Source organism: Roseivirga spongicola, from assembly GCF_034376045.1.
GTDB lineage: Bacteria > Bacteroidota > Bacteroidia > Cytophagales > Cyclobacteriaceae > Roseivirga > Roseivirga spongicola.
Genome location: NZ_CP139724.1, coordinates 2,988,209 through 3,008,581, shown reverse-complemented (window position 1 = coordinate 3,008,581; position 20,373 = coordinate 2,988,209). Strand labels below are relative to the sequence as shown.

The 20,373-nt window shown below is 38.7% G+C and carries 22 protein-coding genes; 15 read left to right on the top strand and 7 right to left on the bottom strand.

Features of this window, described 5'->3' with window-relative positions; translation table 11 throughout:
• Positions 1-43: 43 nt before the first annotated feature.
• A complete protein-coding gene (locus tag T7867_RS13440) occupies positions 44-1,258 on the top strand; it encodes a DEAD/DEAH box helicase (RefSeq protein WP_068223516.1) in 1,215 nt (404 codons plus the stop codon).
• A 44-nt stretch (positions 1,259-1,302) separates the two neighbouring features.
• Here T7867_RS13440 and T7867_RS13435 read toward each other — a convergent pair whose 3' ends face one another.
• Complete coding sequence (locus T7867_RS13435; RefSeq protein WP_157717689.1) at positions 1,303-1,692, bottom strand: hypothetical protein; 390 nt, start codon at positions 1,690-1,692, stop codon at positions 1,303-1,305.
• 231 nt (positions 1,693-1,923) lie between these two features.
• On the opposite strand from T7867_RS13435, the gene T7867_RS13430 reads away from it, so the two are divergent.
• From T7867_RS13430 to T7867_RS13415, 4 genes are all read left to right on the top strand, one after another.
• Entirely contained in the window at positions 1,924-2,448 is a 525-nt protein-coding gene (locus T7867_RS13430; protein ID WP_068223522.1) for an energy transducer TonB, read from the top strand.
• A gap of 18 nt (positions 2,449-2,466) precedes the next feature.
• Positions 2,467-2,952, top strand: coding sequence for an energy transducer TonB (locus tag T7867_RS13425; RefSeq protein WP_068223525.1), 486 nt, complete (start codon positions 2,467-2,469; stop codon positions 2,950-2,952).
• A gap of 103 nt (positions 2,953-3,055) precedes the next feature.
• A complete protein-coding gene (locus tag T7867_RS13420) occupies positions 3,056-3,877 on the top strand; it encodes an AraC family transcriptional regulator (protein WP_068223526.1) in 822 nt (273 codons plus the stop codon).
• Between the two features lie 72 nt (positions 3,878-3,949).
• A complete protein-coding gene (locus T7867_RS13415; RefSeq protein ID WP_273513879.1) occupies positions 3,950-4,426 on the top strand; it encodes a VOC family protein in 477 nt (158 codons plus the stop codon).
• A gap of 56 nt (positions 4,427-4,482) precedes the next feature.
• Here the strand turns inward: T7867_RS13415 and T7867_RS13410 are convergent, their stop codons facing one another.
• Both T7867_RS13410 and T7867_RS13405 read right to left on the bottom strand, forming a co-directional pair.
• Entirely contained in the window at positions 4,483-6,162 is a 1,680-nt protein-coding gene (locus T7867_RS13410) for an AMP-binding protein (RefSeq protein WP_273513881.1), read from the bottom strand.
• A gap of 68 nt (positions 6,163-6,230) precedes the next feature.
• Positions 6,231-7,604: a TlpA family protein disulfide reductase gene (locus T7867_RS13405; RefSeq protein ID WP_273513882.1), complete on the bottom strand. Its 1,374-nt coding sequence runs from the start codon at positions 7,602-7,604 to the stop codon at positions 6,231-6,233.
• 825 nt (positions 7,605-8,429) lie between these two features.
• Between T7867_RS13405 and T7867_RS13400 the strand changes: the two genes are divergently transcribed.
• The 10 genes from T7867_RS13400 (at position 8,430) to T7867_RS13355 (ending at position 16,273) form a co-directional block, all read left to right on the top strand.
• Positions 8,430-8,900 carry an Lrp/AsnC ligand binding domain-containing protein gene (locus tag T7867_RS13400; protein ID WP_273273736.1) on the top strand — a complete coding sequence of 157 codons (471 nt, stop codon included), beginning with the start codon at positions 8,430-8,432 and terminating at the stop codon, positions 8,898-8,900.
• Positions 8,901-9,013: 113 nt separating this feature from the next.
• Positions 9,014-10,459, top strand: coding sequence for a Fe-S cluster assembly protein SufB (gene sufB / locus T7867_RS13395; protein ID WP_068223538.1), 1,446 nt, complete (start codon positions 9,014-9,016; stop codon positions 10,457-10,459).
• A gap of 48 nt (positions 10,460-10,507) precedes the next feature.
• Positions 10,508-10,942 (top strand): four helix bundle protein, encoded by a 435-nt coding sequence (locus T7867_RS13390; RefSeq protein ID WP_068224238.1) that lies wholly within the window; start codon positions 10,508-10,510, stop codon positions 10,940-10,942.
• 22 nt (positions 10,943-10,964) lie between these two features.
• Positions 10,965-11,723: a Fe-S cluster assembly ATPase SufC gene (gene sufC / locus T7867_RS13385; protein WP_068223541.1), complete on the top strand. Its 759-nt coding sequence runs from the start codon at positions 10,965-10,967 to the stop codon at positions 11,721-11,723.
• A 1-nt stretch (position 11,724) separates the two neighbouring features.
• On the top strand, positions 11,725-13,035 hold the full coding sequence (gene sufD, locus T7867_RS13380; protein ID WP_068223544.1) for a Fe-S cluster assembly protein SufD: 1,311 nt from the start codon (positions 11,725-11,727) through the stop codon (positions 13,033-13,035).
• A gap of 1 nt (position 13,036) precedes the next feature.
• Positions 13,037-14,284 carry a cysteine desulfurase gene (locus tag T7867_RS13375; RefSeq protein WP_068223547.1) on the top strand — a complete coding sequence of 416 codons (1,248 nt, stop codon included), beginning with the start codon at positions 13,037-13,039 and terminating at the stop codon, positions 14,282-14,284.
• Positions 14,281-14,712, top strand: coding sequence for a SufE family protein (locus T7867_RS13370; protein ID WP_068223550.1), 432 nt, complete (start codon positions 14,281-14,283; stop codon positions 14,710-14,712). Before T7867_RS13375 ends, T7867_RS13370 begins: the two co-directional genes overlap by 4 nt.
• A 51-nt stretch (positions 14,713-14,763) precedes the next feature.
• A complete protein-coding gene (locus T7867_RS13365) occupies positions 14,764-15,396 on the top strand; it encodes an NAD(P)H-binding protein (protein ID WP_068223553.1) in 633 nt (210 codons plus the stop codon).
• 44 nt (positions 15,397-15,440) lie between these two features.
• A complete protein-coding gene (locus T7867_RS13360) occupies positions 15,441-15,761 on the top strand; it encodes an SUF system Fe-S cluster assembly protein (protein WP_068223556.1) in 321 nt (106 codons plus the stop codon).
• Positions 15,762-15,856: 95 nt separating this feature from the next.
• Positions 15,857-16,273 (top strand): BrxA/BrxB family bacilliredoxin, encoded by a 417-nt coding sequence (locus T7867_RS13355; protein ID WP_068223559.1) that lies wholly within the window; start codon positions 15,857-15,859, stop codon positions 16,271-16,273.
• A 294-nt stretch (positions 16,274-16,567) separates the two neighbouring features.
• Here the strand turns inward: T7867_RS13355 and T7867_RS13350 are convergent, their stop codons facing one another.
• From T7867_RS13350 to T7867_RS13335, 4 genes are all read right to left on the bottom strand, one after another.
• Entirely contained in the window at positions 16,568-16,963 is a 396-nt protein-coding gene (locus tag T7867_RS13350; protein ID WP_068223561.1) for a hypothetical protein, read from the bottom strand.
• Between the two features lie 281 nt (positions 16,964-17,244).
• Positions 17,245-17,838 carry a hypothetical protein gene (locus T7867_RS13345; protein WP_068223564.1) on the bottom strand — a complete coding sequence of 198 codons (594 nt, stop codon included), beginning with the start codon at positions 17,836-17,838 and terminating at the stop codon, positions 17,245-17,247.
• Positions 17,839-18,307: 469 nt separating this feature from the next.
• Positions 18,308-18,802 carry a hypothetical protein gene (locus tag T7867_RS13340; RefSeq protein WP_157717690.1) on the bottom strand — a complete coding sequence of 165 codons (495 nt, stop codon included), beginning with the start codon at positions 18,800-18,802 and terminating at the stop codon, positions 18,308-18,310.
• 85 nt (positions 18,803-18,887) lie between these two features.
• Positions 18,888-20,354, bottom strand: a complete 1,467-nt coding sequence (locus tag T7867_RS13335) for a phytoene desaturase family protein (protein ID WP_157717691.1) — start codon at positions 20,352-20,354, stop codon at positions 18,888-18,890.
• Positions 20,355-20,373: the final 19 nt, after the last annotated feature.

Genomic DNA, 20,373 nt, shown 5'->3' with positions numbered 1-20,373 from the left:
AACAATAAGCTATACAAGACTTTCACGAATATAGTTCACAGCTTTGACCTTTTCAGAACTTCAATTACATCCTGATGTTTTAGCCGGCCTAGAGGCCATCGGTTTCGAAAACCCAACTCCAATTCAGGAGCAAGCAATTCCTTCAATTATTGAAGGAAAAGACATTATAGGCTGCGCCCAAACAGGGACAGGAAAAACAGCAGCGTTTCTACTTCCGCTAATGCATAAAATATGTGCAGAAGGTGTGGAAGACGATCATGTTAATTCAATCATCATCTGCCCTACGCGAGAACTGGCTATTCAGATAGACCAGCAACTTCAAGGCTTGAGCTACTTTACAGGTGTAAGTTCAATAGCCATATATGGTGGAGGAAGCGGTGATACATTCACCCAAGAAAAGAAAGCACTTTCTGAAGGAGCACATATTATTGTGGGAACTCCAGGTAAGCTTATCTCTCACCTCAACCTGGGCTATGTAAATGTAAAAAGCTTAAAGAATCTAGTTTTAGATGAAGCCGATAGAATGTTGGACATGGGCTTTATGGACGACATTAAGAAGATCATTTCTTTCCTCCCCAAGGAAAGGCAGAATTTACTCTTCTCAGCAACAATGCCACCTAAGATCAGAAATCTGGCCAAGGAGATTCTTAAAGATCCGATTGAAGTAAACATCTCAATTTCTAAGCCTGCGGAGCGAGTTACTCAAGTAGCTGTCTTAGCGCATGACCATCAGAAAATTGAGACTATCAAACACCTTCTTCGATATAATGATGTTCCAAGCCTCATCATTTTTGCTTCTAGAAAAATCAAAGTACGTGAAATAGCTAAGGCTCTTCAGAGAGAAGGAATGAACGCCAAAGATATTTCCAGTGACCTTGAGCAAAACACTAGGGAAGAAATTCTAAGAGAGTTTAAGAACAAGAAGCTGCCAATACTAGTGGCAACCGATGTAATCTCTAGAGGTATTGATGTAGACAATATTGACATGGTGATCAACTATGATGCACCAAACGACCCTGAAGATTATATCCACAGAATTGGTAGAACTGCCAGAGCAGCCACTGAAGGAGAAGCTGTTACCTTCATTAATGAAGAAGACATGTATAAGTTCTCCCGCATTGAGCAGATGATGGAACAAGAAGTGCGTAAAATTCAACCTCCGGCAGATCTAGGCCCAGGGCCAGAGTATAATCCCAAGTCGCGGGGCAGCAATCCAAGAGGTGGCAGAAAACCGTTCAGAAAAGGTAAGAGGAAGTAGAAAATTCATCAAAACTTGGGTTTATTTATAAGCCTAATAAGGAATCATTGAGACATTTCTGTTATGCTTATTGCATCGTCACTATGTATAGAAATGCTGAGTTTAAGTAACAATTGATCCGTTGTAGAATCAATGATATAGACCTGACTGTCTCCCTTTTTATAAACCCACTTTGCTTCTCTCATAAAATGGGCGTCTGCAGGGTGTAAGACTAAATAATTGACAGTGCCATCTGACCGAAAGTCATAAACCTGCCTGAAATGGCCGGGCGCAAAAGCTTGCATGTTACATGGCTTATACACGTCTTGACCTTCCTCATAAACATTGGTCCAGCAGCCAATAATCTCTGGCCTCTGTTCTTCGCAAGAGAACACTAGAACACCAATTGAAAAGAGTATAATCAGTATTCTCCCTATAGCTATTTTCAATTCCATTCCCATACCACATTAGACACCACTGACAATTAACAAGTTGTGAGAGCTATGAAAGAATAAAGGAGTGATTATAGTACGTGGATGGCCTATCATAAAGATATTCTACAAGTCGCTTACTGGAAAACCACACTTACAACAAAGGCCCTCTAGCTTGTGGCTCCATCATTTTGATTTTACGAAACAAACTAATACATTAGTTTTAAAATTAAACCAATAGTTAAATCAACCCTTATGAAAAAACTACCTTTACTCTTATTGCTTTGCATAGCCCTATATGCGTGCGATAAGTCAGAATTATTCATTGAGCCAAACCAAGAGATATCTGAAGCAATTGTAGAAGTCTCTGAAGTTAGCTCCTTAGATGAGGTTTTTATCCGTGTGGAAGAGCAACCTACCTATCCAGGCGGAATGACAGAGTGGTATAAACATCTGAGCAAAACCTTAAAGTACCCAGAAAAAGCGAAAGCTGAAGGAGTTGAGGGAGCAGTCTTCCTTTCCTTTGTAGTAGACAAAACTGGTGAACTACGCGATATGCAAGTAGTGAGAGGAATTGGCCATGGGTGCGATGAAGAAGCATTGAGAGTACTTTTAGAGTCTGATAAATGGAACCCAGGTAAGCAAAGAGGACGAGCTGTAAATTCTAGAATGCAACTACGCATTGTATTTAAACTACCTGAAGGAAGCTCAGGCCCGGCAACTTTAAGCCATGAAACAACGGAAGTTATTATAGAAACCTTGGACAATCAGTCGAACTAAAAAAATCAAGATTTCACGTTGAGCCTCTTAGGTCAAAAAACATTCAAGGTTAAAGCAAGTCTGATTTTCGGGCTTGCTTTTGTTTTTACAGTGAGTTGTAGAAATACGGTATCCACTTGGCACAAACCTTACAAATTGGTTAGCTACGACCAATCTGAAAAGAAACTCTATGAACCTGAAGATTTAGACTTGGTTTATAATGCCTCTCCTAGCTACCCGGGTGGAGCAACACGCTGGAATCAACATCTTAAAAACAACTTAAAATATCCACACGAGGCATACAGCGAAGGAATTCAAGGATCCGTTTTCCTTTCATTCAATGTTAAACACACTGGAGAAATTAAAAATGTGAGAGTCATAAGAGGACTCGGATATGGTTGCGATGAGGAAGCTGTTAGAGTACTACTTAATTCGGGTAAATGGAACCCAGGAACCCGAAACGGAGAAGATGTAAATTCTTCAAGCAACATCCGTATTGTATTCACACTAAAAGGTAAAGCCTAGAATTAATTCTTGCCATTAGACTCTATTAGTTGTTCTATGTTCAAATCCATTAATTAGCTTTAAGAATTAGGAACCTAGCCACCTATTTTTTAAACAAGCTGAAATGAACCACCAGACCTATGATCCTCACCCCGATTTAGAATCCATAGTAAAATGTTACTGGACACTAGAGGTTCCTGATGGATCACAAGCTCCAAAACAGCGCATTCTTCCCGATGGCTGTATTGAAATGTGTTTTATTCTAGGAGACGACATCAAGCGATTTACTTCAGAAACAGAGTTTACCCTTCAACCAAAAGCCTTTATTATTGGGCAAATAACAGCGCCATACTTTGTTCAGCCTACGGGCTATGTCAATTCATTTGCAGTCCGGTTTTACCCCTATGGCTTTGCTAACTTCATTCAAACTCCCATTAAAGATTTAGCGGATAAAGACACCCCTCTTTCTCAAATATTTCAGTCCGATGTGGTGTCAATACTTATAAAAGAAGTTGAAAATGCTTCATCTATCCAAGAAAGAATAGCGGCTGTGGAGAAGTTTCTATTAGACTTGCTGGCCTCTTCAAGTATTCAGGATGAAATTCTCAAATCTACCACAGACGCCCTTTATAATACTCAGGGAAAAGCATCTATTCACTCCATTTTGAAGGAAGAGCTCAGCAAAAGAAGAAAGCTAGAACGAAGCTTCTCTAAATCTGTCGGAATTAGTCCAAAGCAATTGGGAAGGGTTATACGCCTGCAAGCAGCACTCAAATTAATGCTAAACCCGAAAGGCCAAACACTTACCCAAATAGCTTATGAAAGTGAGTATTACGATCAGGCACACTTTATTAAAGACTTTAAAGATTTCACTGGCGTAAACCCCAAAGAGTATCTTTCTGATGATCAAATGATGCTTTCCTCAGTATTGTACTCAAAAGACTGAGTCTGTCGCATTTTTACAATTGCGGATATTCTATTCAGTGTAACTATGCCTCATATTTACATCGATAAAGCTATGAAAAACCTTTGGAGAGAATCTATCCTCTTAGTAACCATTAGCAGCCTTTTCTGCTTGATCAATAGTACCACTATCTCTAATCCGAAAACCGCAAATTCAGAAACAATGAACAATCTAGTCTCAATTGTAGAAATACCTGTAACTAATAATAACCGAGCAGTAAAGTTCTACGAATCCATTTTAGATATTGAAATCCAATCCATAGATATGCAGGGAACGGAAATGGGAATCTTCCCAAGTGATGGCCAATCAGCATCGGTAGTATTAACGAAAGGCGAAGGCTACGAACCAGCTTCCAGTGGAGTTCTAGTTCACCTCAATGGAGGTGAAGACCTAGAGCCAATATTGAAAAAAGTGGAACAATTCGGGGGCGAAATCTTGCTATCAAAAACCCTAATTGATGAAGAGAACGGATACTTCGCTCTATTTCTAGATTCCGAGGGCAACCGAATGGGACTTCATTCTATTAAGTAAGATTCATTGGGCAACCTGATCACTCCCCTCCTTTTTACGGAGGGGTTGAACTGTGATCAATTAGCTTTAGCTTCTTCTCTTTCTCTCAGTGCCCTTCTGATAATTTTACCAACATTAGACTTCGGTAATTCATCAACGAATTCGTAGTGCTTTGGTCTCTTATAACCTGTCAATTCTTCATGGCAGAATCCATCAATCTCTTCTTCTGTTAAGCTCTTATCTTTCTTTACGATAAAGGCTTTAACACATTCGGTTGAACGAGGGTCAGGAATACCAATAACGGCAACCTCTAGCACTTTTGGGTGCTCAACAATCACATTTTCAACCTCGTTTGGATAAACATTGAAGCCAGATACGTTGATCATATCTTTCTTACGATCAACAATTTTAAAGAAGCCTTCTTCATCCATCAAGCCAATATCACCAGTTCGGAACCAGTCTCCATCAAAGAAAACACCTTCGTTAGATTGATTCCAATAGCCACTCATTACCTGAGGACCCTTCACACAAATTTCTCCGACTTCACCTTGAGTTAACTTATTGCCCGACTCATCGAAAATAGCCAATTCGGTAGATGGTACCGGCAAACCTATTGTACCGATTTTATGTGTTCCATCAAGCGGATTACAGCTAACTACAGGCGATGTTTCACTCAGACCATAGCCCTCCACTAAAGGAGATTGAGTTACTTCCTTCCATTTCTTAGCTACAAAATCTTGAACTGCCATTCCGCCACCAATAGCTCCTTTTAGATGACTCCAGTCTACCTCATTGATATTCGGTTGATTGAGCAAGCCATTGAAAAGCGTATTAACCCCTGTAAAAAGAGTAAAAGGATGTTTTTTGAGCTCCTTAATAAAGCCCGGCATATCTCGTGGATTGGTAATAAGCACATTTTTTGCACCTGTGTGCATCATGAGCGTGCCATTCACATTAAGGGCAAATATGTGGTATAGTGGAATCGCAGTAATCATGATATCGCCTTCTTTTGGGTTCATAAAAGGCTTAAACCATTCTTTAGTGATAAAAGTGTGAGCCACTACATTATTGTGAGATAAAATAGCTCCTTTAGACACCCCAGTAGTTCCACCAGTATACTGTAAAAATGCAGTGTCTTCACCAGAAATATCCACCTTAGTGTACTTCATTCTGGCTCCTTCTTTCAATACCGTTTTAAATTTAATGGCTTGAGGAATATTGAAAGATGGTACCATCTTTTTTACATACTTCACCACAAAGTTGACCAAAGTACCCTTGAGACCTCCAAGCATATCTCCTAGTTCGGTCACAATTACATGCTCTACCTTAACCTTTTTTAAGGCCTCTTCTAAACTATGAGCAAAGTTAGCCACTATCACTACAGCCTTTACTTCAGCATCATGGTATTGATGCTCCATTTCTCGGTGAGTATATAATGGATTTGTATTTACTACTATACAGCCAGCTTTGAGCGCTCCTATCAATACAATCGGATATTGTAAACAGTTGGGCATTTGAATAGCGATTCTATCGCCCTTCTTCATACCTAGCTTATTTTGCAAGTAAGCAGCAAAAAAGTCGGACATCTGATCTAGTTCATGGTAAGTAATGGACTTACCCATATTTTCAAATGCCTCTTTACTGCCGAAACTCTTAAAGGATTCTTGGTAAAGTTTAACCAGGTTTTCAGGTCTTTCCGAAGACATCTCCGCAGGTATACCTTCCGGATATCTTTTCACCCAAACGCGTTCACTCATCTTATTCTAAAATTGGCTAAAGCCAAATATAAAAGAATTGCAATGGCAAACGATTCCTAAGCAGGTAATTACTCGGAAATTTCAAGGTATTGATCTATTATTTTTCGTGTCTCTGGGTCTGAAGGAACAGTAGCAAAAACAGTTACAATATTAAAGTCTTTGTCTAGCAACAAATAACGAGGAATGGTAATTACCTTATAATCAGACAAGTCCAATCTGTTGATTAAATATTCTTTGTCTTTCGGTAAATCGTGCTTCTCCAAATACTTTTGCCATGCCTCCAAATCAGTATCTATAGATACAGGAACAAAGTGCACAGGCTTGTCTTTATAATCTTCTTTTAACTGCTCAAATGCTGGAAGTTCTGCAATGCACGGTCCGCACCAAGTAGCCCAAAGGTCTACATAAGTGAGCTGACCTTTAAAGTCGGAAAGTGGCTTTTCTTCACCCAAAGCATTTTTGAATAATACATCGAAAGCTGGCTCACCAGTTTTTAAAGCGGCATACTCTTTAAGTTTAGCATTGACCATTTCCTTATACTCAAGAGCGTGATCAGCCGCAAGAAACTCTTTGGCCTGAACCTGCATTTCATTCGTCAGGCCATTTAACTCCAATTGAGTCACAAAAGCTCCCATCTCGTCATACTCCGCCATAAAGGGTGTAAACTCTAAATGGGTGAAAACTCCGACTTCCTTTAAGTTGGCAGCAACCAATTCATGAAGCATGTCTCTGAAGTTTGGGTGCTTCATGTACTCATTTTTCATAAGACCTTGGCTCATCTCATTCAAATCATCTTTTATTTGAGCTAAGATCTCGGCTTTCTTCACTTCAGAGTACTCCCAATAGTCTTTAAACGAACCGTAAACTGGCATTGAAAGCAAAGTATTAAGATAGTCGAGCTTCAATCGCATTTCTTCAAGTACCTTAAATTCACTTGATGTCTCTAATGCTCGGAGTTGTTCTTTTCTTTCCTCTGTTTTGGATTGGGCAAGAGCTACAGTCTCTGCCACATCTGCACTCTTAAGATTTCTCCCTCCTTCTAAATAAGAGCCACTTTTAGGGAATGCCACACCTGCCAAATAAACCTGCCAAGCAGCATTGGTTCCATTAAATACTGCTGCTTCTGGATCTTTATAATCTACCTCCAGTTGAAGCTCATCTCCAGGACTGAGGTAAAGTTTATTCCTACCTAAAGAGTAATAAGTAGGCTCATTCAATTCGAACCTTATGTCAAACTCATTATCCTGATTGGTTTTTATGATGATATCCTTTCCTAAACCAAAGTCAGCCTCAAGATTCTGCGCACTAAGCACCTTGGAGGCATTTCCCCAGTTAACCAGTTTACCTTTTAACCAAACTTCATTGCTTACTGAATTTTCAGTTTTACACGAAACGAAACAAAGGCTTATCAACAAGTAGAACAATAGATTGGACTTCTTCATGAGGCAAAAAAATTGATGGAATAAAGAAAGACACAAAGGACTAGAAAACAAATGACCGACTCTTAAAAGTCAATTTAGGTATCAACATACTATGCTCACTCTTTTTCTACCCACTAGTCCTCACTTTCTGCCGAAGTAAGGGTACTTGCCTGTGGTGAGTATCTATTTTCCAAGGTACATGTTGTGCTAAATATTTCAATATTAAGATCAGGCCGCCATACAAGAGTGAACCATTGGAAGCTCTAAGAGGACAAAATTCAGAAACGATGATCATAAAAAAAGGACTCCATTTCTGGAATCCTTTAAATGCTGTAGGAGAAGGATTCGAACCTCCACGGAGTGATTAGGCCGATTGGCTTTGTTTCAGAATCTCCACCCTCGAGAAAGGAGGGCACTCCCGATTGCTATCGGGAGCCTGTTTCGTCACCCTACAGTGTAAAGATGCTCGTCTGCTACCTGCAGAAATTCTAGACTTAAGGTCTTTAATCGAGCATCTTATAATCTTCAACCCTAAACTCTATTAACCGAATTCTCATATCAAGAACCTAAAGCTGTAGGAGAAGGATTCGAACCTCCACGGAGTGATTAGGCCGATTAGCTTTATTTCAGAATCTCCACCCTCGAGAAAGGAGGGCACGGCTGCCTGTTTCGTCACCCTACAGTGTATAAGCTTTTCCAGCTCTCAATTATTCCGTTTGAATATGTTACAAATGTAAAGCGTTTTTCATTATCATTGAAATATCATTAATCATTAGACTCATTATTTACATAATAATTAATAAATACAACTTATATTTGTTAATTCAATAATTAAGACAACTTCAAATGGCTGATAATTACGAAATCGATAACGTAGACCTCAAAATTCTGTCTCTACTTCAGCACAATGCTAAAAAACCGTACACAGAAATAGCCAAACAAGCATTTGTTTCGAGCGGAACGGTTCATGTAAGAATGAATAAGCTTGAAAAAATGGGCATTGTCAAAGGAGCCTCTTTAGATTTAAACCTGACTAAACTCGGATATACGGTGAGCAGCTTCTTGGGTGTCTTTCTTTCTAAAAGCTCGCTATACGACAAGGTGGCCAATCAGCTTAAGAAAATTAATGAGATTACCTCAATCCACTATACTACTGGAAACTACAGTATGTTTATTCGTATTTATGCTAAAAGTACAGACCACCTTAAGGACATTCTGCACGACAAAATCCAAAAGGTTGATGGTATTGAACGCACAGAGACTTTTGTAATACTAGAAGAAACTTTAAGCAGGAGTATTCACTTAAATAATGAGTAAAGGCACGCTATAGAGTTCATCAATAAAGTATTGCCAAATTTCTATCAGTTGAAACCATTACTTCTATCAATAGGTTGTACCTTTGCAGTTAAAACCAGTCTAAACAAGATTGTATGAGTGACGATAATCAAATCCTTGAAGAGTTTACCTCCAAAGAATATGAGTTCGGGTGGACTGTAGATTTAGAGGCCGATGAAGCTCCGAAAGGATTAAATGAAGATATTATTCACTTTATTTCCGCCAAGAAAGAGGAGCCACAATGGCTTCTTGAATGGAGGCTAAAGGCCTTCAGAATGTGGCAGAAAATGGAAGAGCCCGAGTGGGCCAATGTGAATTACCCTAAGGTAGACTACCAAGACCTTATATATTATTCTGCCCCAAAGCAGAAAAAGAAACCTAAATCTCTTGATGAGGTAGACCCAGAATTACTGGCTACATTCGAAAGGCTAGGAATTTCTTTAACAGAGCAAAAAAGACTCACTGGAGTTGCTGTTGATGCTGTTATAGATTCTGTATCGGTTGCTACTACCTTTAAAGAAACCCTTTCAGAGCTAGGCATTATATTCTGTTCGTTCTCAGAGGCAGTTCAAGAGCACCCAGAGTTGATTAAAAAGCATTTAGGAACTGTGGTTCCTCAAAGTGACAATTACTTTGCTGCGCTGAACTCTGCGGTATTCTCAGATGGATCTTTCTGCTACATTCCTAAAGGAGTTAGATGCCCGATGGAACTATCTACATACTTTAGAATTAATGCCGCCAACACAGGCCAGTTCGAAAGAACTTTGATAGTTGCGGAAGAAGGCTCATATGTAAGTTATCTTGAAGGGTGTACAGCACCTCAAAGAGATGAGAATCAGCTTCACGCTGCCGTAGTTGAAATTAAGGCCGCCAAAGACGCGGAAGTAAAATATTCTACCGTTCAAAACTGGTACCCTGGTGATAAGAATGGCAAAGGCGGAATCTACAACTTCGTAACCAAAAGAGGTATTTGCGAAGGCGATAACTCCAAAATTTCATGGACTCAGGTTGAAACCGGTTCTGCAGTTACCTGGAAGTATCCTTCATGTATCCTTAAAGGAGATAACTCACAAGGAGAATTCTACTCTGTGGCGGTAACTAACAATTATCAGCAAGCAGATACAGGAACCAAAATGATTCATATTGGTAAAAACACCAAGTCTAGAATCGTTTCTAAAGGAATCTCAGCAGGTTACTCGCAAAACAGTTACCGTGGACAGGTTCAAGTGATGAAGCGTGCAACTAACGCTAGAAACTTCTCACAGTGCGACTCATTATTAATGGGTGATAAGTGTGGAGCTCATACCTTCCCTTATATAGACATTGAGAATAGTTCAGCACAAGTTGAACATGAGGCCACCACCTCCAAAATTGGAGAAGATCAAATCTTCTATTGCCAACAAAGAGGAATAGATGAAGAATCTGCTGTAGCGTTAATCGTAAATGGATACGCTAAAGAAGTATTGAATAAGCTACCTATGGAGTTTGCCGTAGAAGCCCAAAAGCTTCTTGCCCTGACCCTTGAAGGTTCAGTTGGATAATTAGAAACAACTTGTTCAAAGTTCAATGTTTAAAGTTTAATGTTGAGAATGGCAAAAGTTGAAAGGTTTGAAGATTTAAATGTTTGGCAGGAAGCAAGAATGCTGGCCAATGATGTTTACAAATCAATTCTTTCAAACGACTCCATTCGAGACTATCCTTTAAAAGATCAATTGAACAGATCATCGGGCTCAGTAATGGACAATATTGCTGAAGGTTTTGATAGAAAAGGGAATAAAGAGTTCAGACAGTTTTTAACTGTGGCGCATGGCTCAAATGGAGAAACAAAGTCGCAGTTATACAGATCTTTCGATCGTAACTATATAACTAAAAACCAACTTGATCAATTTTTGAAAAGGGTTGAAAACATTTCAAAAATGATTAATGGGTTAATTAAATATTTGAATAAAACAGAGTTAACAGGAGCTAAGTATAAAGTAGAAGAAGAAGCCGAATTTTACGGACTAGAAAACTTTGAACTTTGAACCTTAAACGTAGAACTGATATATGTTATCAATAAAAAACCTACAAGCTAGAATTGAGGAGAAGGAAATCCTTAGAGGTATCAACCTTGAAGTAAAACCAGGTGAAGTACACGCCATTATGGGGCCAAACGGCTCTGGTAAAAGTACATTAGCTTCAGTTTTAGCAGGAAGAGAAGACTACGAAGTAACTGGAGGAGAAGTGAACTTCGATGGTAAAGATCTTTTAGACATGGATGCAGACGAAAGAGCAAGAGAAGGTGTTTTCTTGGCTTTTCAGTACCCTGTTGAAATACCAGGAGTAAGCACTACCAATTTCATGAAAACGGCTATCAATCAGGTAAGAGAGCACAAAGGCGAAAAAGCCCTTGATGCAGTTTCTTTCTTAAAGCTGATGAAGGAGAAAATGAAGCTGGTAGAAATTGATCAATCTCTTCTAAGCAGATCTCTTAATGAAGGCTTCTCTGGTGGTGAGAAGAAAAGAAATGAGATCTTCCAAATGGCAATGTTGGAACCAAAGTTGGCTATTCTAGATGAGACCGACTCAGGGCTAGATATTGACGCTTTAAGAATTGTTTCTAACGGTGTAAATGCATTGAAATCTAAAGACAATGCCACCATTGTAGTAACTCATTACCAAAGACTGCTAGACTACATTGTTCCAGATTATGTACATGTTCTTTATAAAGGAAGAATTGTAAAGTCTGGCGGCAAAGAGTTGGCACTAGAGCTAGAAGAAAAAGGTTACGACTGGATTAAAGAAGAAGCTGAAGCGGCAGTTTAAGATGAAGAAATTCGCAGGACAATCAATCATAGACAAACTCTCTGAGCGATTTGAGGCCTCTAAGCAAGAACTAACCAGCAATTCTACTATTGCAGATGTTCGTCAGAAGGCACTGAATCACTTGGTAGAAAACGGACTACCTCATGCAAAAGCAGAGGAGTACAAATTCACCAACCTTACAAAAGCCTTAGAGAAAAACATAAGCTTCGAAATGAACACTGAGCGTGTTTCAGTTTCGAAAGAAGATGTTGAGAAATTAAGAATTGAAGGATTAGACGCTTACTACCTGACTTTCATTAACGGAGAGTTCAACTCAGAATTTTCTGACGAAGTAACAGAAAGCGGAATTAGCTTCTCCCCTCTTTCTGCAGCTATTCAAGAAAACAATCAGCTTGCTGGCAAGCTTTTCGATAAGCTTTCAAAGAGTACAGAAGATGCCTTCGTAGCTATGAATAGCCTTTTAGCTAATGAAGGAACTGTTTTAGAGATTTCCGCAAATAGTGAAGTTTCAAAGCCTGTTTTCGTTCAATACATCAATACAAAATCTTCAGACATTCATGCCAAAAACCTCATTGAGGTTGGGGCGAATGCCAAGGTTACGGTAATTGAAAAAGTTGACACTTTAGGTGCCGAACCAGGCTTTAGCAATATTGTAAATGAGATCAGCGTAGCTACTGGTGCAAATGCCAAATTCTACAAGATTGAAAACGATACGGATACATCTTATCACATTTCCAATATTCACGTTTCTCAAGACAAAGACAGTACATTCACTTCTAACACTGTGGCCCTAAACGGTGCAATGGTTAGAAATAATCTGGATATAAAACTTGAGGCTGAGGGCTGTGAGGCCTATATGAATGGACTTTACCTTCTTAACGGTAAAACTCATGTAGACAACCACACTATTGTAGACCACATGATGCCAAATGCTTATTCAAATGAGCTTTACAAAGGCATTATGGACGATAAGTCTAGAGGAGTATTTAACGGAAAGATTTTCGTTCGTAAAGACGCCCAGAAAACAAATGCTTTCCAGTCGAACAAAAACATTCTTTTAACAGATGATGCAACGGTAAACACCAAACCTCAGCTAGAAATTTGGGCTGATGATGTGAAGTGTTCACACGGATGTACCACAGGCCAATTAGATAAAGATGCACTCTTCTACCTAATGGCCAGAGGTATTAAAAAAGACAGAGCTATGGCAATGTTGCTTCATGCTTTTGCCAGCGATGTTATCGAAAACCTCGAGTTAGAGCCTATTCAAGCCTATGTCGAGGCGATTATTACTAGCAGATTAGAGAAATAATATGTCCGATACTTCAGTAGTATCAAACACACTAGATATAGAAGCCATAAGAAGCCAATTCCCTATCCTTCACCAAAAGGTGAATGGTAAGCAATTGGTTTATTTGGATAATGCCGCAACCAATCAGAAGCCGCAAAGTGTAATTAACGCTTTGGAGCATCACTATGCTGCAGATAATGCTAATATACACCGAGGCATCCATACTTTGGCAGAAAGGTCTACTACCGCTTTTGAGGATACTCGGAAAGCAGTACAGGCTTTCATCAATTCCAACGAGGTTGAAGAGATTATCTTCACTAAAGGAACTACGGAGTCTATAAATCTGGTAGCCTCTTCTTGGGGAAGAAAATATCTAAATGAAGGCGATGAAATCATCGTTTCTGGGTTAGAGCATCATTCTAACATTGTTCCTTGGCAGTTAATTGCTGAAGAAAAAGGGGCAAGAGTTAGAGCTATCCCAGTGTTAGATAATGGAGACCTAGATATTGCAGAGTTCAGTAATATGCTCTCCAATAAAACCAAACTGGTAGCTGTAAACCATGCTTCTAATTCTCTAGGTACAATCAACCCTGTCCATGAAATTATAAAGATGTCTCATGAAGCAGGTGCGAAAGTATTGATAGATGGGGCACAAGCCTCATCACATCTTACAATAGATGTTCAGGCTTTAGATGCAGACTTCTATGCACTATCGGCTCATAAAATGTACGGCCCAACAGGAGTTGGTATTCTTTACGGTAAGCGTTCACTGCTAGAAAAGATGCCTCCATACCAAGGTGGTGGAGAAATGATCAAAGATGTTTCTTTTGATAAGACCACCTTCAATGACATCCCTTATAAGTTTGAAGCTGGAACCCCCAACATAGCCGATGTTGTGGCTTTTAAAGCAGCTATTGACTTCATAAATGACCTAGGAAAAGAGAACATTGCAGCCTATGAGGAAGAGCTTCTCTCCTATGCTACTGCTCAATTGAATGAAATTGAGGGAGTAAGAATTATAGGTCAAGCGCAAAATAAGGTAAGTGTAATCTCCTTTGTGGTAGACGGCATTCATCATTTCGATTTAGGGATGTGGATGGATGCTAAAGGAGTTGCCGTAAGAACAGGACACCACTGCACACAACCTCTAATGGATAGATTCAGCATTGAAGGAACTACTAGGGCCTCTTTTTCTGTTTATAACACCATAGCGGAGATAGACATTTTCGTTGAGGCATTAAAAGACATCATCAAGAAACTGAAACCATGAGTCAAAGTATTCAAGAAGTTCAGAATGAAATAATTGAAGAGTTTTCCATGCTCGATGGAGACATGGAAATGACTATTGGTTATGTGATGGAACTAGGAGAAACCCTAGAGCCTCTAGAAGAAGAGCAAAAAACAGACGATAATATAGTTAAAGGCTGTCAGTCTAAAGTTTGGCTAGACGCCAAACCCAATGGAGATAAAATCCATTTTAAGGCAGACAGCAATACAGCCATCACAAAGGGCTTAGTAAGTATATTGGTTAGAATTCTTTCTGACCGTACCCCTCAGGAAATTGTTGATGCAGACCTATTCTTTATCGATAAAGTAGGTTTGAATAGGTTTATTGGTACTCAGCGTTCAAATGGTCTTGGAGCTATGATTAAACAGATGAAGATTTACGGCTTAGCTTACACTGCAAAAGCAAACTAAGCAAGGCCCACATAATCTTTCATCTATTCCTAGAACCATAAAAAATAGAACATGAAAGTATTAGTAATAGGTGCATCAGGAAGAGTTGGACAAAAATTAACTTCAAAATTACTCGAGGCTGATCACCAAGTAGTTGGTACCACTAGAAAAGACGAGAAACTCTTTGAGGCCAACAACTACTCTCAGATAGCATTAGATCTTGAAAAAAGTGCTGAAGATTTATCTAATGAAATACCATCGGATGTAGAAGCGGTTTATTTCGTATCTGGATCTAGAGGAAAAGATCTTCTGAATGTAGACTTGCACGGAGCCATTAAATCTATGCAAGCGGCAGAAATGGCTGGAATTAAGAGATATGTGATGTTAAGTACAATTTATTCTCTTCAGCCAACTGCCTGGGATACTTCGGCAGACTTATATGATTATATGATAGCCAAGCATTATGCTGACCAATGGCTGATTAAGAATACGGACTTAGACTATACCATTCTTCAACCGGGTTCGCTCACTGAAAATGCGGGTACTGGAGAAGTAGAATTAAAAGTCCAAGAGCATGGGGAGAATCCTATAGAAGACGTTGCCGAGGTTCTGTTCGGTCTTTTAGACCTAAAGTCTTCTTTCAAAGAAGTAATTCCTATGAGAAGCGGAGATACTCCAATAAAAAATGCTCTCGCTAATTTGTAATTTCAGCGGCTGGAGTTTCAATTTGTAACTTGAATGAATAGAAAATGGAAAACGGTGTAAAAGAAGGACTTAGAGAAGAGGTTGTAGCAGCAATTAAGACTGTTTATGACCCTGAAATTCCTGTAGACGTATATGAGCTTGGATTGATTTATGAAATCAATGTATACCCAGTAAATAATGTTTACATTCTAATGACCCTCACCTCTCCTTCTTGCCCAGCAGCAGAAGTACTTCCAGATGAAGTGAAGGAAAAAGTAAAGGCAATTGATGGAGTAAATGAAGTAGAGTTAGAACTTACCTTCGACCCACCGTTTACTATGGACATGATGTCTGAAGAGGCTAAACTAGAGCTTGGCTTCATGTAGATTAGTTTAAGGTTCAACGTTTTATGTTCAGCAATCATGAGAACTTAAAGCGCAGAACCAAGACTTTAGAACTTAAAACATAAAACTTATAAAATATGTATCCAGAGCATTTACTAGTTCCATTTAGACAGGAACTAACTGAAGCGGGTTTTAGCGAGTTAAAAACAGCTGACGCAGTAGACCAACATTTTAAAGACCATAAAGGCACAACCCTTATTGTGATCAATTCAGTATGCGGCTGTGCAGCAGGAACTGCAAGACCAGGTGTTAAAATGGGCTTAAAACTAGCCGATAAAAAACCTGATAACTTAATGACTGTTTTCGCTGGTGGAGATGTAGAGGCCACTGCAAAAGTGAGAGAGTATCATTTGCCTTACCCTCCTTCTTCTCCTTCTGTTGTTCTTTTCAAGGATGGTGAATTAGTTCACATGGTAGAGAGACATCATATTGAAGGCAGAACTGCTGAAGTAATAGGTAATCACTTAGCAGATGTGTTCGAAGAGCACTGCTAAAAAATATTATCTTTTTATACATACAGAAAATAGTTATTCAAATACACTTTAAAGATTACCATCTCTTAAATGAGAATAATTGCTACAAGACCTCTAATTAGGGTATTGTTATGTTCCACAAAGTTGTTTATCATTGAATAACCTAAACATCTGAAGTACTTAAAAGCACTCAGAGCTAAAGCGAATTCCTTTTTTGGAATTCGCTTTTTTTATTCCTTCTCGGTACGCTCATATAGAAGAAATAAAAAGGGCTACCTTTCAGCAGCCCTAAGATTTCCATTTCTAACCTTTACTTTAAATATCTAATCGATAGTATTTAGAATTTCCATATGCAGTAAGAAAATCACTTGCATTTAGTAATCTTCGTAGATGTTTGTTTTTATACTGACGAAGTTTTGTAATTGGAGCCTCTAATAATAGCTCATCATTAGCATCGTAAATTTTAATGATTGAAAGCGTTGAAACCTCTTCGAGCAAACCATCTTCATCTAAAAGGAAGGACTTAGTACCTTCTTTTACATCTAGCTCTTCCTTAACTAAATCTATCAGCTGACGAGCCTCTTCTTTTGTCAATTTTGCGCCATCAATTTCATGGGCAAAAGCCGTTGCACCTATAGCTACCAAAACACCAATCGTTAATATGACTTTTGTCCTGATGCTGTTCCATTTGTTTAATACTATTGAGTTCATGACCTTGTTGTTTAAATTTCGAGTTTTGTATTAACCGGTGACCAAACCGATTGTGCCATTTAATAGCCAATCAGCATGCCGAAATTAATAAAACACTCATTACCAAAAACTTAACTAATTCGTTAACACTCGTTAACTTCTCAATTTGTACAAATCCGAACACAACTGTCACATAATCAATACAATGAAACATTTTGATTGAACAATCGTCACTCAAAAAAAATAAACCCCGATTCTTTTCAGAACCGGGGCCATTCCTCCAATTAAGTAAGATTGCACTTTTACTCAATTATGATTGTATGAAAAAAGCTCCTGCCGTCTGCAGTAAACTGAATCTCATATTTGCCTTTCGATAACTTGGAAACATCGTATCGTTGCAGTCCCCTATTAGACTTATCAATACTTTGTCTGTACACCGACTTACCAAACTGATCTTTCATATTCATTTTATAACCGCTGTGATCATCTCGTAAGAAAATTTTCATCATATTTTCAGAAACCCTCACAACGGGCTTTGCATAGACCTTTTCGCTAGATGAAATAAACTCTGCGCTGCCTTCTGAAACATTAATAGAGCGAACCTCTAAAGTCTCAGAGTTATCTACTTCTAGCACTAGCTCTCCTTTTTCAAGCAGGTCTAGATTGAAAATTTTAGAGTAGGTATCATTATCTACCTGATCCTTAAAAAGCAGCTTTCCACTTTGGTTCCATAATGTGACTTCCGTCCCAATTTTTACATTGTTCATTTGAAGTACTACAGACTTAGACTTAGCAGTCTTTAGTGTAATTTCTCTTTCCTTTTCATTTGCAGTAGCTAAGAATCCGCTAGCCAATAGTATTAGGCCAACAAGTACTTTTGTAATTTGATTTTTCATGTTTGTTGTTTTATTCCGATTCTCATCGGATTGAGTTTTGATCTATTTTCAAATTCACTGGTTTTGACCTTTCAGCGAATTCTTACTCAAATGAACGTGGAATTAGATGTGTGTTTGTCATGGTGCAGTAAACGAATGTCACAAGATGTCATAACTCATAGAGGAGTTGTCAGAAAACCAAAACAGAGCCAGCTATTGCTTCTAAAAACAGCAATCAAATACTTTTCAGATGGCAGAAGTAGCTTCAAGGCTCATTAAACCTAAACCTAATGGTTTTCCCTCCTTTTAATCTAGATTTGAACAATAAGTGGAGCCGATTTGAGAGAGAAGGAAAGAGCAGCAGTTCATAAAGTAGAGTGTAATGAAACCAAAACCTTAGATTAAGGTAATGCTGGATCAATATCTACAGCCATAAAAAAAGGTGTCACAAAATGACACCCTCTTCACTATTACAATATTTTAACTAATCTTAATAGAATAGCTTTAAGGTTCCGTTTGCTACTTCTGCTAAAGGTAGAGTCTCGTCTGCTGTGTTTTTCGCACTAAACTCAAATGTAGCTTCTATGTACTTGTCTGTTTTATTGTGCACAACAATATTTAAATCTCCTTCAGCTTCTAACGGAACATACGTATTCTGTCCTAAGCTTGAATTGTTTACATCTAAAAAAGCATCCCAAGTTGTACCATCATATCTGTAAACATTTGGTGTTACATCTTCTGGTATCTTCAGTTCAAACTCAATATTACTTTGAACCGAATTCATAACTCCTAAGATTGTTATAAATCCCCCTGAAACAGAAGTCGTTATAGAGTTTGGAGCAAAAGATTCTCCATTTATATCTGCTATAAATATGCGATCTATACTATTTCCTCCTCCGGGAGGATTAACCCCATTATCACTACTACATGAGAATATAGTAATACAGATCAAAGCCAAAAAAATACGAGTTACTTGAACCTTCATAGGATATGCGCTTAAACTCTTAAAAGTTACTTTATTTCCAAACATCGTTAAATATACTAGACATACTACAATTCGTAAAGATTTTTTACCTAAGGTTACTCTCCCAATCCAACATCATCTTCTCAACGGCAATAATTCCTGACAGCGTTACCCCCGGAATTCCTTGACCAGGGTAAACGGTATCTCCTACTTGGTAAGCCTTATGACCATCTAATCGAGCATCTAGCATTTGCCACGGCTTAATTTTAAGATACTGTGGATACCCACCAACAAATCCCCATTTTCTGCCTGTCCATTTTACCCAAGACTTTGGACTTGAAGAATGCATAAAGCGAATATTCTCCTCTAAAAGAAAGTCGTTTTTAACCAGTTCCTTAATTATTGCCTCTTCTACTTTTTGGTTATCAATAATGTGATTTTCAGGGTCTGGTGAATGAGTACTTATTGACATAACCATATGGCCTGGCTCGTCCGCTCTCGAATTATCTTCTGCATGGCTTAGACTTATAAAAAAAGATGCTGACCCCGTTTCTGGAAGTAAATCAGGCAAATGAATTTGATGATGTAGACAGTCGAAGTTTTTATGTGGAACGAACCCTATCCCCATCTGAAATGCACTATTCAACTCCTTAGATTGCATTAATTTAGATGACAACTTTATGACCTTTTCATCTTCAAAAAGGTCTATTGTATTATTAATAGGAATTCCAGAAATTAAATATTCGGATTCATATTCCTCTTTAGAAGTGCTTATCAAGTATTTATTATTAGACTTTCGAATGCTTGTAACGGCTTGCCGATAAACTACCTCCCCTTCCTTGCTCTCCAAATATTCTACAAGTGGAGTAACTAGATTTAGTAGTCCTCCATCGATATAATAATTAGGATAGCAGGTATAGCATAATGCAGTGGCACCAAAAAGAGCATTCACCTCCTCCATATGATTTTGTGCTGTAATTAAAAGCTGCTCGTTCACAAACTGAACAAAAGATTCATTCTTGTGAAGATTGTACTTCCTTAGTAAGGCTTCGACAGAAATAAAGGAATACTTCAAGTTTGCTACTTGACTCCATGAAACTGACTTGATAGCCTGAATTAAATCTTTTGGCTTAGAGGGCGGAAATGCCAATTGAGCTAAAGAATTCTTCCAAACAAAATCACTTATGGCAAAACACTCATTCCAAAACTGCCGCTGCCCTTTATAACCAAAAACTCGCTCGGCCTCATCTACCCAACGATTTAAATCTTCATACCTGTTTACTGCTTCTCCCGACTTTAAGTGGACCTGCATGGGTAACTCTAGCTTCCTAGCCGGAATATTTAGGCCTATCGTATCTAGTACATATTGTAGGGGCATGCCCTCTCCTAACCCTACTAAAGTGGTTGCTCCAGCCTCAAAAACATAGCCTTTTCGCCAATATGAAGTGGTACAACCACCTGGTTGCCAATTTTGCTCGATAATCCGAACTTTTAATCCTTTATTTGCAAGTAATACGGCTGAGGTTAAAGCCCCCATGCCAGTACCGATAATTAGGACATCTGATTTTTTCAATGGCCTCTTCGTTTGAAGT